General features: G+C 69.2%; 11 protein-coding genes. 3 read left to right on the top strand and 8 right to left on the bottom strand.

From position 1 onward, the window contains the following. Positions 1-8 precede the first annotated feature (8 nt). From AC3WQY_RS11760 to AC3WQY_RS11725, 8 genes are all read right to left on the bottom strand, one after another. Positions 9-2891: a TonB-dependent receptor gene (locus tag AC3WQY_RS11760; RefSeq protein ID WP_492708534.1), complete on the bottom strand. Its 2883-nt coding sequence runs from the start codon at positions 2889-2891 to the stop codon at positions 9-11. A gap of 147 nt (positions 2892-3038) precedes the next feature. After that, a complete protein-coding gene (locus AC3WQY_RS11755) occupies positions 3039-4088 on the bottom strand; it encodes an ABC transporter ATP-binding protein (protein WP_492708532.1) in 1050 nt (349 codons plus the stop codon). A gap of 16 nt (positions 4089-4104) precedes the next feature. Next, positions 4105-5448: a GH1 family beta-glucosidase gene (locus tag AC3WQY_RS11750; protein ID WP_492708530.1), complete on the bottom strand. Its 1344-nt coding sequence runs from the start codon at positions 5446-5448 to the stop codon at positions 4105-4107. Further along, complete coding sequence (locus tag AC3WQY_RS11745; protein ID WP_492708528.1) at positions 5448-6278, bottom strand: carbohydrate ABC transporter permease; 831 nt, start codon at positions 6276-6278, stop codon at positions 5448-5450. Before AC3WQY_RS11745 ends, AC3WQY_RS11750 begins: the two co-directional genes overlap by 1 nt. A gap of 7 nt (positions 6279-6285) precedes the next feature. Beyond that, positions 6286-7206, bottom strand: coding sequence for a carbohydrate ABC transporter permease (locus AC3WQY_RS11740; RefSeq protein ID WP_492708526.1), 921 nt, complete (start codon positions 7204-7206; stop codon positions 6286-6288). A gap of 12 nt (positions 7207-7218) precedes the next feature. Continuing rightward, entirely contained in the window at positions 7219-8475 is a 1257-nt protein-coding gene (locus AC3WQY_RS11735; RefSeq protein ID WP_492708524.1) for an ABC transporter substrate-binding protein, read from the bottom strand. A 111-nt stretch (positions 8476-8586) separates the two neighbouring features. Beyond that, on the bottom strand, positions 8587-9633 hold the full coding sequence (locus AC3WQY_RS11730; protein WP_492708522.1) for a LacI family DNA-binding transcriptional regulator: 1047 nt from the start codon (positions 9631-9633) through the stop codon (positions 8587-8589). 65 nt (positions 9634-9698) lie between these two features. Then, entirely contained in the window at positions 9699-11327 is a 1629-nt protein-coding gene (locus AC3WQY_RS11725) for a TonB C-terminal domain-containing protein (RefSeq protein WP_492708520.1), read from the bottom strand. Positions 11328-11615: 288 nt separating this feature from the next. Here AC3WQY_RS11725 and AC3WQY_RS11720 point away from each other — a divergent pair, with 288 nt between their 5' ends. Genes AC3WQY_RS11720 through AC3WQY_RS11710 form a run of 3 tightly spaced genes read left to right on the top strand, consistent with a single transcriptional unit; the run spans position 11616 to position 16369 of the window. Next, positions 11616-13718 carry a TonB-dependent receptor gene (locus AC3WQY_RS11720; protein WP_492708518.1) on the top strand — a complete coding sequence of 701 codons (2103 nt, stop codon included), beginning with the start codon at positions 11616-11618 and terminating at the stop codon, positions 13716-13718. A gap of 13 nt (positions 13719-13731) precedes the next feature. Then, a complete protein-coding gene (locus AC3WQY_RS11715) occupies positions 13732-15279 on the top strand; it encodes a hydantoinase/oxoprolinase family protein (RefSeq protein ID WP_285235365.1) in 1548 nt (515 codons plus the stop codon). 13 nt (positions 15280-15292) lie between these two features. Next, complete coding sequence (locus AC3WQY_RS11710) at positions 15293-16369, top strand: S-methyl thiohydantoin desulfurase family protein (protein ID WP_492708516.1); 1077 nt, start codon at positions 15293-15295, stop codon at positions 16367-16369. Positions 16370-16399 lie beyond the last annotated feature (30 nt).

The raw sequence follows: 16399 nt of genomic DNA, 5'->3' as shown, positions 1-16399 counted from the left end.
TGGCCCGATCAGAACTTGTAGTTCACGCCCAGCAGGGTGGCGCGGCCGAAGTAGCGGATGTAGTTGGGCGTGAGCGCCGTGGCATCCGGGGCATTCGGGCCGACCGTCTTGCGGTTCATGGTGGGCTTGTCGAACAGATTGCTGACCTGCAGCAGCACCGACAGCCCCTTGTAGCTGCCATCCTCGAAGGCATAGCCCAGCTGCAGGTCGGCCACCTTGTCAGCCGCCTGCTGCAGGGTGGTCGAGTTCAGGAAGATGTCGCGCGTGGTGGCCGTGAAGGGCGAGCGGTAGCGCTGGCTGATGCGGGCCGAGATGCCGTGGTTCTCGTAGTAAAGCGTCAGGCTGTTGGACAGGCCCGAGAGGCCGTTCAGCGGCACGTTGCGCTCGGTGCTGACGGTCGGGTCGGGGTTCTGGTCGCGGATCGAGCTGCTCAGCTTGGAGGCGCTGAATACCACGCCAAAGCCTTCCAGCGCCGGGTGCAGCAGGGCACCTTCCAGCGAGGCGGCGAACTCATAACCCTCCACCTTGCCGCCCGAGCCATTGGCCGGGCGGATCAGCGGTGCGATCGGCTTGGGCGTCACGCCGGGAGGCGCCACCTGTGGGAAGCCGCTGGCATCCACCGCCGTCAGCTGGTTGTAGATATAGCTCAGCAGGTTCTTGCGGAAGGCCGCCACCGAGACATAGCTACGCTTGCCGAAGTAGCGTTCCACCGAGAGGTCGAAGCCGGTGGCGCGCCAGGGCTTGAGTTCGGGGTTGCCGGCATAGGCGGTGGTCCATTCGCCGGCATGCGGGGTGCCGGCCAGGTCGCCGATCACCGAGGGCGTGCTGGTGCCGGCGCGCATGTCGACGATATTGGGCCGCACGATGGTGGTGGCGGCGCCGAAGCGGGCGATCCAGTTGTTCCTGAAGTCGGCCACCAGGTTGAGGCTTGGCAGCACATCGGTGTAGCTGGTGCCGCCGCTGCGCTTGTACAGCAGGGTGGGATCCGGCGCCTCGTCATTGCCGCGGTATTCCCAGCCGTCGGAGTTCTGCTTCGCATGCGCCACCTGCACGCCGACATTGCCGCGCAGCGAGACGCCGAAGAACTCGCTGTCGATGTCGAGCTTGCCGAAGGCGGTGGTGACCTTCTCGCGCACGTTCGAGTTGTTGGCCACCCATTTGCTGAACTGCCCCTCCTCCAGCGAGACCGTGCCGCCCTGCACCAGCGCCGGCACGTCCACGCGCAGCAGTTCGGGGATGCCGGCCCAGCTCATGTCGAAGGGCGTGCCCACCACCGCGCTGGGGATGCTGCGGATGTAGTTGCCCGCGGCGTCCTTGGACATCAGGATGCGGTCCTCGTTCTTGGCCACGTCCTTGCTGCGCTCGGTGTAGTTGACGCCGCCGGTGAGGCCGCTGAAGAAGCCGTCCAGGTCGCGCTTCAGCGAGAGGCGCAGCGACTTGATCTCGTCCTTGATCTCGGGGTGGCGCACCGCGCCGATCCAGGCCTCGTTGGGCACCCAGTCCATGCCTTGCACGTCGCCGAAGGCCATCTTGGAGGGATTCGACAGATAGCCCGCCTGCACCGGCGTGAAGGTCTGCGGGCTACCGTCGATGGGCACGTTCCACTGGTAGGCGCCATAGGTCCATTGCTTGGCGGCATGGTCGTAGGGGCCGCCGTAGGCCTCGGTGTAGCGCTCGTTGCGCTTGTCGCGCGAATAGCTCAGGTCGGCCACGCCCTTCCAGTGATCGGAGAGCTTGAGTTCGGTGTTCCAGCCCAGCGCCGCGATATTGTCGGTGCGCTTGGTGTCGAAGTTGCCCACATTGGCCACCAGCTGCGAGGTGGTGGCGCTGGTGGCGTAGGTGTTCTGGCCGATCTGGGTGGTGCCCACATTGGAGAGCGCGGGCGCGATGCCGGCCGACCAGTTGCCGAACAGGCTCTGCGCGAACTTGCCGCCCACCTCATGGGTGTCGAACTTGGAGTAGTACAGGTCCAGCTGGCTGTGCAGGCTGTCGTTGGGCTTGTATTCCAGCACCACCATCAGGCCGTCGCGCACATTCTTCTTGGTGGACGAGGTGGCGGTCCAGAACATCGGCAGCAGGGCCTGGTTGCCGCCCACCTGGGCCGGCTTGTTGCCGCTCAGCGGCAGGCCGAAGGGCGTGTAGTCGCCATATTCCACCAGCTCGGTCTGCTTGGTCTGGCTGGAGGAATCCAGGCGCGCGAAGCCGGCCGCCACGCCGATGGTGTTGTTGGCGAACTGGTCCACATAGGAGAGGCTGAAGCGCGTGCCGGTGGGGCTGGCGACGCCGGGCACCAGGGTGCCGTTGGAGTTGCGCTCGCCGCGCAGGTTGACGGCGATCTGGCGGCCGCGCGAGTCCAGCGGCCGCACCGTGCGGATGTCCACCGTGCCCGAGAGGCCCTGGCCGATCAGCGTGCCGTCGGGCGTCTTGTAGACCGAGGCGCCGCTCACCAGCTCGGCCGGGAACTGGTCGAACTCCACCGCACGGCTGTCGTTGCTGGAGACCATCTCGCGGCCGTTCAGCAGCACGCCGGAGAACTCGGGCGAGAGGCCGCGGATCGAGATCACGTTGACGCGCCCATCGGGGCCGCGCTGGCCGGTCAGGCCGGGCAGGCGTGCCAGCGATTCAGCGATGCTGGCATCAGGCAGCTTGCCCAGGTCTTCGGCCGAGATCACCTCGATGATGGAGTCCGAGCCGCGCTTGAGCGCCACCGAGGACTCGATGCTGCGGCGGATACCCGTGACCACCACGGTCTCGAGCTGTTCGGGCTGCTGGGCCTGCTGCGCCTGCGCGGCGCCGGCGGCGATGAACAGCAGCGCGCAGGCTGCTGCCACCGGTTGAACGTCATGGCGGCCGCGGGCGGGCCGCTGGCGATGCTGCTGGGCGGTTTTCATAGGTCTCCTTATGTGTTGTCGGTCAGCTTCTTCAAATGCCTGAAAGCGCTTTCACGTTTTCTCAAATTTAACTGGTCCGGCTGCGCGCCTTCTCCAGACTTACCCTAGCGAGTGATTCGCGCCACATGGCCGTGGCGCCGGTTCTCTTCAGTCCAGGCCGCGGCCCTGGGCATCAAAGCCCAGCGCCTGGCCGGCGGCGGCCGCGAGGCCGACCGCAGCGCCGCTGTGCAAGCCCGGCGCGCCGGCCGCCAGCTTGGCGGTCAGCAGTTCGGCGATGCCGTCCACGCGCAGGTGCACGATGGAGACATCGCCCAGATGCTCGGCCAGCACCACGCTGGCGGGCACGCCGCCCTCGGCGAGCCGCAGATGCTCGGGGCGCAGGCCCAGGCGTTGTGCGTCCGGCTGGGCGGCGCCGCCCAGCAGCGCCCAGAGCTGCCGGTGCGCCGCGCTGGCCCCGGCCCCGGGGCGATCCACGAAGTTGATGCGCGGCGCGCCGATGAAGCCGGCCACGAACTCGTTGGCCGGGCGCTGGTAGAGGGTGAGCGGGGCGCCCAGCTGCTCGATGCGGCCCTGCCGGAACACGGCGATGCGGTCGCCCATGGTCATGGCCTCGACCTGGTCGTGGGTCACGTAAATCATCGTCGTTCCCAGCTCGCGGTGCAGGCGCGTCAGCTCGATGCGCATGTCCACGCGCAGCGCGGCGTCGAGGTTGGAAAGCGGCTCGTCGAACAGGAACACCTTGGGCTTGCGCACGATGGCGCGGCCGATCGCCACGCGCTGGCGCTGGCCGCCCGAGAGTTCCTTGGGATAGCGCTCCAGCAGCTCGGTGATGCGCAGGATCTCGGCGCTGCGGCCCACCTGTTGCTGGCGCTCGGCCTTGCCCACGCCGGCCATCTTGAGCGCGAAGCCCATGTTCTCGGCCACCGTCATGTGCGGGTAGAGCGCATAGCTCTGGAACACCATGGCGGCGCCGCGGTCGGCCGGGCGCAGCTCGTTGGCGCGCTGGCCGTCGATCAGCAGCTCGCCGCCGCTGATCTCCTCCAGGCCTGCGATCATGCGCAGCGTGGTGCTCTTGCCGCAGCCCGATGGGCCGACGAAGACCATGAACTCGCCATCGCGCACCTCCAGGTCCAGCCCCTGGATGACTTCGTTCTGTTCGTAGCGCTTGCGCAGGCCGCGCAGGGTCACTTGTCCCATCTGATCGCCCTCGCTGTCAGCGCACTGCGCGCTGCTGTTGCAGGAATTCGCGGTACCAGCGCGCGCTGTCCTTGAGCGTGCGCTGCTGGCTGGCGTAATCCACATGCACGATGCCGAAGCGCTTCTCGTAGCCCGAGGCCCATTCGAAGTTGTCCATCAGGCTCCACACCATATAGCCGCCCATGCGCACGCCCTGGCGCATGGCCTCGGCCACCGCGGCGATATGGGCCGCGATATAGCGGGTGCGACCCTCGTCGTGCACGCGGCCGTCGGCGCTCAGCACATCCTTGAAGGCGCCGCCGTTTTCGGTCACGAACAGCGGCGGCACCGGATAGTCGCGCTGCAGGCGCAGCAGCAGCTCGGTGAGGCCCTCGGGGTAGACCTCCCAGCCCATGTCGGTGACCTCGCGGCCGCTGCTGTGCACGTCCCAGGGCTGGCCCGCGCTGACCACCGAGCGCGAGTAGTAGTTGACGCCCAGGAAATCCATCGCCGCGGTGATGGCCTGCATATCGCCGGGCTGCACCGCGGGTGCGTCGCCGCCCAGCTCGTCCAGCACGTCCTGCGGATAGCGGCCCTTGAACAGCGGGTCCATGTACCAGCGCAGCAGGCGGCCGTCTTCCAGCCGGGCCTTGGCGCGGTCGGCCGCCGCGTCGCTGGCCGGGTGCATGGGCGAGAGGTTCAGCACGATGCCCAGCTCGGCCTTGCAGCCCTGGGCGCGCAGCGCCTGCAGCGCCAGCCCGTGGCTCAGCAGCAGGTGGTGAGAGACCTGCGCGGCCAGCTTGCGGTCCTTCAGGCCCGGTGCGAACACGCCGCTTTCATGGCCCAGCTGCGCCACCACCCAGGGTTCGTTGTGGGTGGCGATCGAGACCACCCGGTCGCCCAGGCGCGCGGCCATGCCGCAGGCGTATTCGACAAAGCGCTGCACCGTCTCGCGGCTGCCCCAGCCGCCGATGTCCTGCAGCGCCTGCGGCAGGTCCCAGTGGTTGAGCGTCAGATAGGGCTTGATGCCGCGCGCCAGCAGGCCGTCCACCAGGCGCTCGTAAAAGGCCAGGCCGGCCTCGTTCCAGGCACCGCTGCCGCTGGGGCGTACGCGCGGCCAGGAGACCGAGAAGCGGTAGGCGTCCACGCCCAGGCCGGCGATCAGGTCCAGGTCCTGCTCCCAGCGCTGGTAATGCTCGCAGGCGATGTCGCCGTTGCTGGCGTCGGCGATCGCGCCGGGCTGGCGGCAGAAGCTGTCCCAGATGGAAGGGCCCTTGCCATCGGCGCTGGCGGCGCCCTCGATCTGGAAGGCGCTGGTGGCCACGCCCCAGACGAAGCCGGGCGGGAAGGATGAGGAAGATGAGTCTGGCAGGTGTTGCATTACTTGACGGCGCCCACGGTGAGGCCCGAGATGAGTTGTTTGGAGCACAGCACGAAGAGCACGATGAGCGGCAGGGTGGCGATGGCCGAGCCGGCCATCAGCGCGCCCCATTCGGTGTCCACCGGGCTCTGCAGGCTGCGCAGGGCGAGCGGCAGGGTGTACATATCGGGCGAGCGCATCACCACCAGCGGCCCGATGAAGTTGTTCCAGGAAGCGATGAAGGTGATCAGCCCGAGCGTGCCCAGCGCCGGCTTGAGCAGGGGCAGCACGATGCGCGCGTAGATGCCCAGCTCGCTGCAGCCATCCATGCGCGCCGCCTCCACCAGCTCGCGCGGGATCGCGCTGCCGACGAACTGGCGCATCAGGAAGATGCCGAAGGCGCTGGCGGCGCCGGGGATGTAGAGGGCGCGCGGCTGATCGATCCAGCCCAGCAGGTCCATGATCATGAAGCTGGGGATCATGTTCATGAAGCTGGGCAGCAGCATGGTGCCCATCACCATGGCGAACAAGGCCTTCTTGAAACGGAACTCGAACATCGCGAAGGCATAGCCGCCCATCGAGCAGAACAGCAGGGTCAGCAGCGTGGAGGCGATGCCCACATAAAGGCTCCAGCCCAAATTGCGCCAGAACGGCAGGCGCTTGGTGAGGATGGCCAGGTTGTTCGCCAGGTCGTCGCCGAACCACATCGGTGGGGGCAGGCTGAAGATCTCGCTGCGCGAATGCGTGGCGAACACGAACATGAAGTAGAAGGGCGCCAGCATGATGAGCGTGCCGAGGCCGACCAGACAGTAGGCGGCCCAGGGGGCCATGTGTTGGGCTTGTCGTCTCATCTCGTGCTCAGCGTGCGCGCGGGCGGAAGGCGCGGTTGGTCAGCCAGGTGAGCAGGGCCACCACCAGGAACAGCAGCCAGGACATCGCGCTGGCGGCGCCGAAATCGTTGAAGTCGAAGGCATTGCGGTAGAGATAGACCGCGGCCGTCATGCCGGCCTGGTCGGAGCCGCCCTTGCCGCCGGTGAGGATGAAGGGCTCCTCGAACAGTTGCAGGCCGCCGATCACACTCAGCGTGACGCCGAAGAAGATCATCGGCCGGATGCTGGGCAGGGTGATGTGGAAGAACTGCTGCAGGCGGCCGGCGCCGTCCATGGTGGCGGCCTCGTAGAGATCGGGCGGGATGGTCTGCAGGGCGGCGAGATAGAGCACCACGTTGAAGCCCACATAGCGCCAGAACACGATCATCGAGATGGCGGGCTTGAGGGCGTCTGGGTCGTTGAGCCAGTCCACCGCCTGTGCCGGCAGCAGGGCGCCCAGCAGCGGCACTTCGCGCAGCAGCGCCAGCAGCAGGTTGATGAGGCCGTAGTCGGTGGAGAACAGCGAGCTGAACAGGATGGCGATGGCCACCGAGGAGGTGATGTAGGGCAGGAAGTAGGCTCCCACCACGGCATTGCGCCAGCGCTTGAAGCCCAGGTGCAGAAAGCTCGCCAGCGGGATCGCCACCAGGTGCTGGGGCAGGCCGGAGGCCAGCGCCAGCCAGCCGGTGTTGGCGAGCGATTTCCAGAACCACTCGTCCCGCAGCGCGAAGGCGAAGTTGTCCAGGCCGACGTAGTGCATCGCCGCCAGGCCGCTGGTGGGCTCCCAGCTCTGGAACGAGAGGTAGAGCGAGAAGGCCAGCGGGAACAGGCCGAACACCAGGAACAGCAGCAGAAAGGGCGCCAGCAGGGCATAGGGCGCCCAGCGCGGGGAGAGGCGGAGGTGCTTCATGGTCTTGTTGTCTCAGCGCAGCGCGCGTTGCAGCAGCAGGCGTTGGGCGTCGGCCAGGGCGCGATCGATGGCCTTGCCGCGCTCCAGCACCTTGTCGAGCTCGGTATCGATCACCTCGCGTGCAAAAGCGTCCTGCTTGTGCACCTGCACCGCGCGGATCTGGCCGGCCGCGGTGCGCCAGTCGCGCCGCGCGCGCTGGCCACCCAGGAAGGCCAGGGGCTCGTCGAAGAAGGCGTCGTCATAGGTCTCCAGCAGGGCCGGGAAGGCATCCTGCGACTTGAAGGCCGCCAGCTGGCGCGCGCGGTTCAGCGTCATCAGCTGGATGAACTGCCAGGCCAGCGGCTTGTTGGCCGCATCGGCCAGGCGCGGGATGGCGAAGAAGGTGCCGCCATAGGCCGCGAAGGCGCCCTCGGGCAGCTGCGCGGCGCGCCACAGGCCGCGCGTGCTGGGCGCCAACCAGTTGTTCAGATGCCCGGCCAGCCAGGCCCCCGACATCTGGGTGGCGATGCCGCCGCGTTTGAAGCCCTCGCTCCAGTCGGAGGACCAGGCGGTCACGCGCGCATCGAGCTTTTGCTGGCGCACCGCACGCGCGAGCTCGAAGGCGCGCACGAAGCGCGGCGTGGTCACCAGCGGGCGCGAGTCCTTGTCGAAGTACATGCCCTCGCCGGGCTGGATGCCGGTGCGTATCAGGATGTCCTTCATGTCGCGGGCATGGGCCAACAGGTAGGCGCCGGTGGCGGCCTTGATCTTCACGCCGGCGGCCACATAGCCCTCCCAGCTGCCGGTCAGATCGGCCTCGCCGAGGCCGGCCTTGGCGAGCAGGTCCTGGCGGTAGAGCAGGGTGCCGGGGCCGATGTCGGTGGGCACGGCCAGCACCGCGCCGGCGGGCGTGCTGGCCTGCTCGAAGGCATAGGGGACGAAGCGCGACTGGTAGCGCCGCAGCTCATAGGGCGGGCGCGCCAGGTCTTCCAGCCCGGCGCCCTGGGCAAAACGGCCCAGATAGCCCACCTCCAGCGCCATCACATCGGGCAGGTAGACGGCGGTGGAGAGCGCCGTGGTCATGGCGGTGTGGTGGTCGTTGAGCTCGCGGCTCACCACCTTCACCGCCACCGTCGGATGCAGCTGCTGCCAGGCCGGCAGGGCGGCGCGCACGATCTCGTCCACGGCGGGGAAGGCGGCCACGGTGATGCTCTGCTGGGCCGCGGCCGGCCCGGCCAGCAGCCCCACGCTCGTACAGATGCCAACCAAGGTCCGGGCCGCAAGCCGCATGCCGATGTCTCCGCCGCGCCTGTCGACGCCGTCGTTATGTGATGTTTATGAAAGCGCTTTCATAATAAGTGGCGAGCGGCCGCGATGTCAATCGAGGGTAATTGCCGGGGCCTACTTGAGAGGCCGGGTGGACGAGCGCACGATCAGGCGCGGTTCGGGCAACTTGCCGCTGGGCTTCTGGCCCGCCAGCAGTTGCAGCAGGGACTGCGCCGCCAGCCGGCCCAGCTCATGGGCGGCCTGGTGGATGGTGGTGAGCGGCGGCAGCGAATGGGCGGCGCCGGCCAGATCGTCGAAGCCCACCAGCGACACATCCTCCGGCACGCGCAGGCCGCGCCGGTGCAGGGCCAGCGAAGCGCCGAAGGCCATCTGGTCGTTGGCGGCAAAGATGGCCGTGAAGGGTTCGCGGCTGTCGATCAGCCGCTCCACCGCCATCAGGCCGCTTTCCTCGTGGAACTTGCCGGGCAGCACCAGGCTGGGCTTGTAGGGCACGCCGGCGGCCTCCAGCGCGGCGCGGTAGCCGCGCAGGCGCTCCTGGGCGTCGGGGTGCACCGGGTCGCCGGCGATGAAGGCGATCTGGCGGTGGCCCTGGCTGAGCAGGTGGTGGGTGGCCAGGCGCGCGCCCTCGAAATCGTTGAAGTCCAGCGCATAGAGGCCGCTGGCCTTGAGGCTGCGGCCGGTCACCACCACCGGCAGCTCCTTGGCGAGCTTGCGCAACGCCTCGTCGCTGAGGCGGCCGGTCAGCACGATGATGCCGTCCACGCGGCGCGAGCGCAGCACGTCGATGCAGCGCTGCTCCTCCTGCGCGTTCCAGTGGCCGCTCACGAACAAGGGGCTGTAGCCGGCCGGGCTGAGCTCTTCCTCGATGCCGCGCAGCGCTACGCCGTAGAAGGGGCTGTCGATCGCCTGCGTCACCACGCCTACGCTCAGGGTGCGCCCGCCGGCCAGGCCGCGCGCGATCGGGTTGGGGATGAAGCCGAGCTCGGCAATCGCGCGATCGACGGCCTCGCGCTTTTCCTGGCTCACCACCGCCGTGCCGTTGAGGATGCGCGACACCGTGCTGGGCGAGACGCCGCAGGCCTCGGCCACCATGCCCAGGGTCACCTTGCTGCCCGGCTTGCCCGTGGTGGTCGTTGCATTCTTGCGTGCGCTGCTTTTCATGGCCTGTGTGCGGTTGCGGCGGGCTAGTTTAAGCGGCCGGATTGCGACCCCCCGCCGCGAGCGCCTCAGTACAGCCGGATCGCCATGTCGAAGTGCCAGCTGCGGCGGATCTCGACGACGTCGTATTCGCGCGCCAGCGCGGGCTGGAAGGCCGGGTAGTTGGCCTGGCTCTGCACCACGCGGCGGATCGCCTCGTCGATGGCCGGCACGCCGCTGGAACGCACGAAGCTCACCGATTCCACCGAGCCATCGCTGCGTATCGCCACCGTCACCATGGGGTCGGTGTGGGGCTGCTTCACCGCCTCGCGCACCAGTTCAAACGTCATGTTGAACTGGATCTTGCGGGCCCAGGCTTCCGCGTACATGAGTAGTTCGGCATTGGCGTCGCTGCGCCCGAACAGGCGCCCGCGGCGCACGCTGCTGGCCGCGGCCGGCAGCGTGGGCGACTGACGCGCCGCGGCCGCTGCCGCGTCGCGCCGGTCGGCCTCCTCGTTCAGCTGGCGCCCGATGGCGCGGAGCCGCGCTTCGCGCTGCTCCACCTCGGCCTGCGCGGCCGCCAGCTTGGCGGCCTCGGCGCGTGCGGCTTCCTGCCGGGCAGCGTCCTGACGTGCCGCCTCCTGCCGGGCGGCCGACTGCCGCGCCGCTTCCTGGCGCTCGGCCTCCTGGCGTGCGGCTGCGGCGCGCACCCCCTCCTGCCGTACTTCCTCCTGTCGGGCCAGCTCCTGCCGTGCGGCCTCCTGCCTGCTCGCCTCCAGCCTGGCATCCTCGGCGCGCTGTGCCTCGCGCCGTTCGGCCTCCAGCCGTGTGGCCTCGACGCGCGCCACCTCGAGCCGCGCGGCCTCCTGCTTGGCCGCGGCCTGGCGCGCCAACTCCTGTCTGGCCGCCTCCTGCCTGGCCGCCGCGCGCGCGGCCTCCTGGCGTTCGCTCTCCAGTCGCAGGGTCTCCAGTCGCGCGGCCTCGATGCGCGCCACGTCCTGGCGCGCCTGCTCCTGCTGCTCGGCCTGCTGGCGCGCCTCCTGCCTGGCCCGCTCAAGCTCGGCGCGCTCCAGCGCGCGCTCCCAGGCGCGCAGGTCCGCGCGCAGCTGCATGGACGCTGCCGCCTCGCGCGACGGCAGCGTCGGCGCGGCAGGCGTGGCAGGCGCGGGCCGGGCCTGCGGGCTCGAAGCGCTGGCCATGGCAGCCATCGCCGGCATGGATGCGGCCACCGGCGGGACCGGCACATTCCACCTGGCGGCGTCGGCGCGCGGCAGCGCGATCACCGCCGGGCTCGGTGCGATGGCGGGGCTGAGCTCCGCGGACGGCTCGGCGCTCAGGGTCGGGGCGCTGAGCTCTGCCGTGGTCGTGGCCGTGGGCGGCAGCGCTGCTGGCGCGGGTGCCTGGGTCGCCGCCTGTTCCAGCTTTGCCGTGGCGGCCTGCTCAGGCGGCGGCAGCGTGGGCGGTGCCGGCTGGGTTGGCGGCTGGGCTGGCGCCTGCGCTTGGGGCGAGGGCGCGACGGCAGGTGCAGGGGCGAGGCGCACGCGCAGCTCGGGCACCTCGGCGCGCCGATCCTGCCAGGGCAGGCCCAGGCCCGGCAGGCCCAGCCCCTGGCCGCCCAGGGTCAGGCTCAGCAGCAGGCCATGCACCAGCAGCGAGACGAGCAGCGCGCGCTGCGCGTCCGGCCCGGGCAGCGCGTGGACATTCCTCGTGATTCGCATTGCCGCCATTTTCGTATGCAAACCGCCCTGGCCCTGCACAGGGTGAGCCCGGGGGCCCTACCCATCGGCGGGGCGGCGACTACCCGCCGCTTCGATGGCGCTTTGCCGGGGCGGCGGCCAACATGCTGACCAGCCCCGCGGCGGTTTGCGCAGCAGCTCCAAGCCACGGGAATTCCGCTCTCAGGTCCGCTACGCCAACGTCAGGAGAATCCGATGCCTCTGTCCCCAAGCCCATCGCGTCAACGCCGCCCCGTTGCCCTTGCCATCGCCGCCATGTTGGCGGCCGCGATGACGACCCTGCCCACCGCGGTGCGCGCCGCCGATGCCGCCGCGCCGGCGGCCGAGCCGGATCGCGCCACCGAGCCGGACGGGGAGAAGGTCCGCATCGAGCGGGTGGTCGTCACCTCGCAGCGTCGGCACGAGCTGCTGCAGGACGTGCCGATCGCCGTGAAGGCCTTCTCGGCCAAGCAGATCGAGAACGCCGGCATCAAGAGCACGCAGGACTTCATCAACCTGACGCCCAATATGTCCTTCGACAACTCCTTCACCTACGGCAATTCCTTTGTCGTGATCCGAGGCGTCACCGAGGTCAACAACGCCGACTCGCCGGTCGCGGTGATCGTCGACGGCGTGCCTCAGAACAACCAGAAGCAGCTCAAGATGAGCTTGTTCGACGTCGATCGCATCGAGGTGCTGAAGGGCCCGCAGGGCGCGCTGTATGGGCGCAATGCGATTGGCGGTGCGATCAATATCGAGACCAAGCAGCCCTCCAACCAGCTGGAGGGTTTCGCGAATCTGCTGCTGGGCAGTGGCGCCGAGAAGGAGCTCTCCGCCGGCCTCAGCGGTGCCCTGGTCGACAACGTGGCGCTGTTCCGCCTGGCCGCACAGACCAAGCGCTCGGATGGCCTGACGCGCAATACCTATCTCGGTGCGGCGATCGACGCGGTCGACCACGACAACACGCTGCGCGCCAAGCTGGCGCTGATGCCCAGCAACGAGCTGCGGCTCGATCTGCGCGCCAGCGTCACCGACTTCAGGGCCGGCGCGACCTGGGACAGCATCGTCCCCAGCGGCCAGGCGGGCGATATCCGGGCACCGCGCTCCAACCTGCTCGGCCAGACCTGGGGCAGCACGCGCGATCTCAGCTTCAAGCTGGATGCCGACACGCCGCTGGGCGCCCTCACCGCCATCACCGGCTACACCCGGCTGATCGAGAACTACCGTGGCGACAACGACTTCTCGAATGCGCTGGAGCGTCCCGAGGGCCTGTTTGGCGAAGGGCAGACCGGCCAGGGCATGGAGCTGCGCACGCGCATGCTGAGCCAGGAGCTGCGGCTGACCTCACCGGACGGCCGGCCCCTGCGCTGGATTGCCGGCGCCTACTACCTGCACACGCAGCGCAGCCTGCAAACCCGCGTGTTCACCGACGAGGGCGGCGGGCTGGCGCAGTACGACAACCCGGGCCTGCAGATCTTTCTGGCCAACGAGGACAACAGCAACCGGGCCTCGGCCGCGTTCGGCCAGGTCGACCTGGACCTGCGCAAGGACCTGACGCTTTCCACCGCGCTGCGCTACGACCGCGACGCGCGCCGCCAGGTCGATCTCGCCACCGGGCTGGGCACGCGCTCGGCCAGCTTCTCGTCCTGGCAGCCCAAGCTCACGCTCACCGAGCGCTTCGACCGCGACACCTTGGCCTATGCCACCTTCAGCACCGGTTTCCGCTCGGGCGGCTTCAACACGCCCGGCCTGGACGAGTTCAAGCCGGAACACCTCAGCAATTACGAGATCGGCAGCAAGACCATGCTGCTGGACCAGCGCCTGGTCCTGAACGCGGCGCTGTTCCATTCCCGCTCCAAGGACTTCCAGTACTTCTACGTCAAGGACAATCTGTATCAGATCATCGCCAACATCGACCGCGTCAACATCCGCGGCCTGGACGTCGATTTCCGCTACATCCCGTTCAAGGGCCTGGAGCTGGACGGTGGCGTCGGCATCACGCACAGCAAGATCGCGCGCAACGATGTCGACCCGAGCACGGTCGGCAACTACACGCCCAAGTCGCAGCCCTTCAAGGCCACGCTGGGCGTCCAGCTCGCCCGCCCGGTGGGCGACGGCCTGAGTGCCAGCCTGCGCTTCGACGTCGAGCACCGCAGCCAGCGCTACTGGCATGCCGACAACGTCGCGCTGACGCCGCGCATGACGCTGCTGGGCCTGCGCCTGGGCTTGCGGGGGGCGCGCGAGCGCTGGAGCGTGGAGCTGTACGGCCGCAATCTCGGCGACCGGCGCTACTACGCCGACTACAACGCCGCCAAGTACACCGGCCTGCCCTTCGACATCGGCTCGCTGGCGCAGGGGCGCACCCTGGGCCTCGAGGCACGGGCACGGTTCTGATCGGGAGCGGACTATGTACAGGGTAGGAATCGACGTTGGCGGGACCAACACCGATGCGGCGTTGATGCAGGGGCGACGCGTGGTGCATGCCGTCAAGACGCCGACCACGGCAGACGTCACCACCGGCGTGCTGGAGGCCTTGCGCCAGGTCACCGCGGGCGCGGGCATCGCGGCCGCGCAGCTGGGCGCCGTGATGATAGGCACGACGCATTTCATCAATGCGCTGGTGGAGCGGCGCCGCCTGGCCGCCGTCGGTGTGCTGCGCCTGGCGCTGCCCACCACCACGGCGATCCCGCCGCTCTCCGGTTGGCCGGAGGAGATGCGCGCCGCGCTGAACGTGCACAGCCGCATGGTGGACGGGGGGCTGGAGGTCGACGGCCGGGAGATCGCGCCGCTGGTGCCGCGGCAGATCCAGGATTTCGCCACCGACTGCAGCCGGCGCGGCATCCGGCACCTGGTGGTGTCCGGCGTGTTCTCGGCGCTGGACGACAGCCAGGAGCGCGCCGCCGCGCAGCTGATACGCGAGGTCTACCCCACGGCGCAGATCACGCTGTCCTCGCAGATCGGCCAGATGGGGCTGCTGGAGCGCGAAAACGCCGCCATCCTGAACGCCGCGCTGGGCGATCTCGCCCAGCTCACCGTGGACGCCTTCGCCGCGGCCCTGCGCGCGGCCGGCGTGAGCGCGCCCTTCTTTCTGACCCAGAACGACGGCACGCTGATGAGCGCGGCCACCGCGGCCCGCTTCCCCATCATGACCGTGTCTTCGGGGCCGACCAACTCGATGCGCGGCGCGGCCTTCCTGTCGGGTTGCGCGGACGCCATCGTGGTCGACATCGGCGGTACCACCTCGGACATCGGCGCGCTGGTGAAGGGCTTTCCGCGGCAGGCGGGCCTCGCCGTGGAGCTGGCCGGCGTGCGCACCAACTTCCGCATGCCCGATGTGTATTGCGTCGGCCTTGGCGGCGGCAGCCTGGTGTCGCCCGACCTGGCGTCGATCGGCCCGCAGAGCGTGGGCTACCGGCTTACCAGCGATGCCCTGGTGTTCGGCGGCAGCACCCTCACCGCCTCCGACCTGGCGGTGGCGGCCGGGCTGGCGCAGTTGGGCGAGGCGGCGGCCGTCGCCCATCTCGATCGCCAGCAGGCGCGCGCCTGCATGGACCGCATCCAGCAACGCCTGAGCGATGCCATCGAGCGCGTGCGGACCTCGGCGGCGATCGTGCCGGTGGTGATCGTGGGCGGCGGCAGCATCCTGGTCAGCGCCGATCGCTTGGGCGAGCTGCCCGTCGTCATCCCGCCGCACCATGGTGCGGCCAACGCGGTGGGCGCGGCGATGGCGCAGGTGAGCGCGCAGGAAGACCGCGTCGTGGACCTGGCGGCGATGCCGGCCGAGGCGGCGATCGAGGCCATCCGCGCCGACGTGCGCGAGTCGCTCATCGCCGCCGGCGCCGACCCCGGCAGCATGGCCGTGGTCGATGTCGAAACCCTGCCTCTTTCCTATCTGCCGGGCCAGCTCACGCGCATCAGGGTGCGCATGGTGGGCGAGCTCCTGTTGACTGACTGAATCGGATCAAAGCATGAAAATCATTGACGCAGCCGATCTGGAGGCGATTGCACTGGGCGGGGCCGTCTATGGCACCGGTGGCGGTGGCGATCCCTATATCGGCAAGTTGCTGGCACAGAACGCCATCCGCAAGAGTGGCTCGGTGCACCTCATCGATGTGGAGAGCCTGGCCGACGACGCGCTTGTCTTCGAGGTCGGCGGCATCGGCGCGCCCACCATCGTGATCGAGCGCCTGGCCAGCCTGGCGCCCTTGCTCAACGCGGTCGAGGCGCTGGAGACCCATCTGGGGCGGTGCGTCACGGCGCTGATGTCGGGCGAGGCGGGCGGGCTGAACTCCACCATCCCGTTTGCCGCGGCCAGCGCGCTGGGGCTGCCCTTGCTGGACGGTGACCCGATCGGGCGCGCCTTTCCCGAGCTGCAGATGTCGCTGTGCACCCTGCAGGGCATCGCCGCGTCGCCGCTGGCGCTGGCTGACGAGAAGGGCAACAGCGTCATCATCGACGCCCACAACAACGCCACCGCGGAGCGCTTCGCGCGTTCCATCACCATCGATATGGGCGGTTCCGTGTTCGGGGCGCTGTATCCGATGAGCGGCGCGCAGGTCAAGAAGGCCCTCATCCGCGGCTCCATCAGCCGCCTGCTCGACGCCGGCTACGCGCTCTTCAATGCCAGGGCCAAGCATGCCGATCCGGTGCAGGCCCTGTTGCAGGCCAGCGGCGGCCGCCTGCTGCACGCGGGCAAGGTGACAAGCGTCGAGCGCGCCACCGGCGGCGGCTTTGTGCGCGGCCATGCGGACATCGAGGGGCTGGACGGCTACGCCGGCGGCTGCCTGCGGCTGAGCTTCCAGAACGAGTTCCTGCTGGCGCGTCGCGGCGATCGGGTGCTGGCCAGCACGCCCGACCTGATCTGCGCGGTCGACAGCGAAACCGGCGAGCCCATCACCAACGAGAAGATGCGCTTCGGCCTGCGCGTGGCCGTGCTGGGCATTCCCTGCGATGCGGCCTGGCGCAGCGATGCCGGGCTGGCGCTGGCGGGGCCGCGCTACTTCGGCCACGACGTCGACTTCGTGCCCGTCGAGCTGCCGCGCTGAGCCGCCCGTGCGACCATCGCTGCCTGCCCA

The organism is Roseateles sp. FW301-B2, from assembly GCF_058788955.1.
The sequence above is the reverse complement of the archived record's forward strand: the minus strand, read 5'-3'. Positions and strand labels throughout refer to the sequence as shown.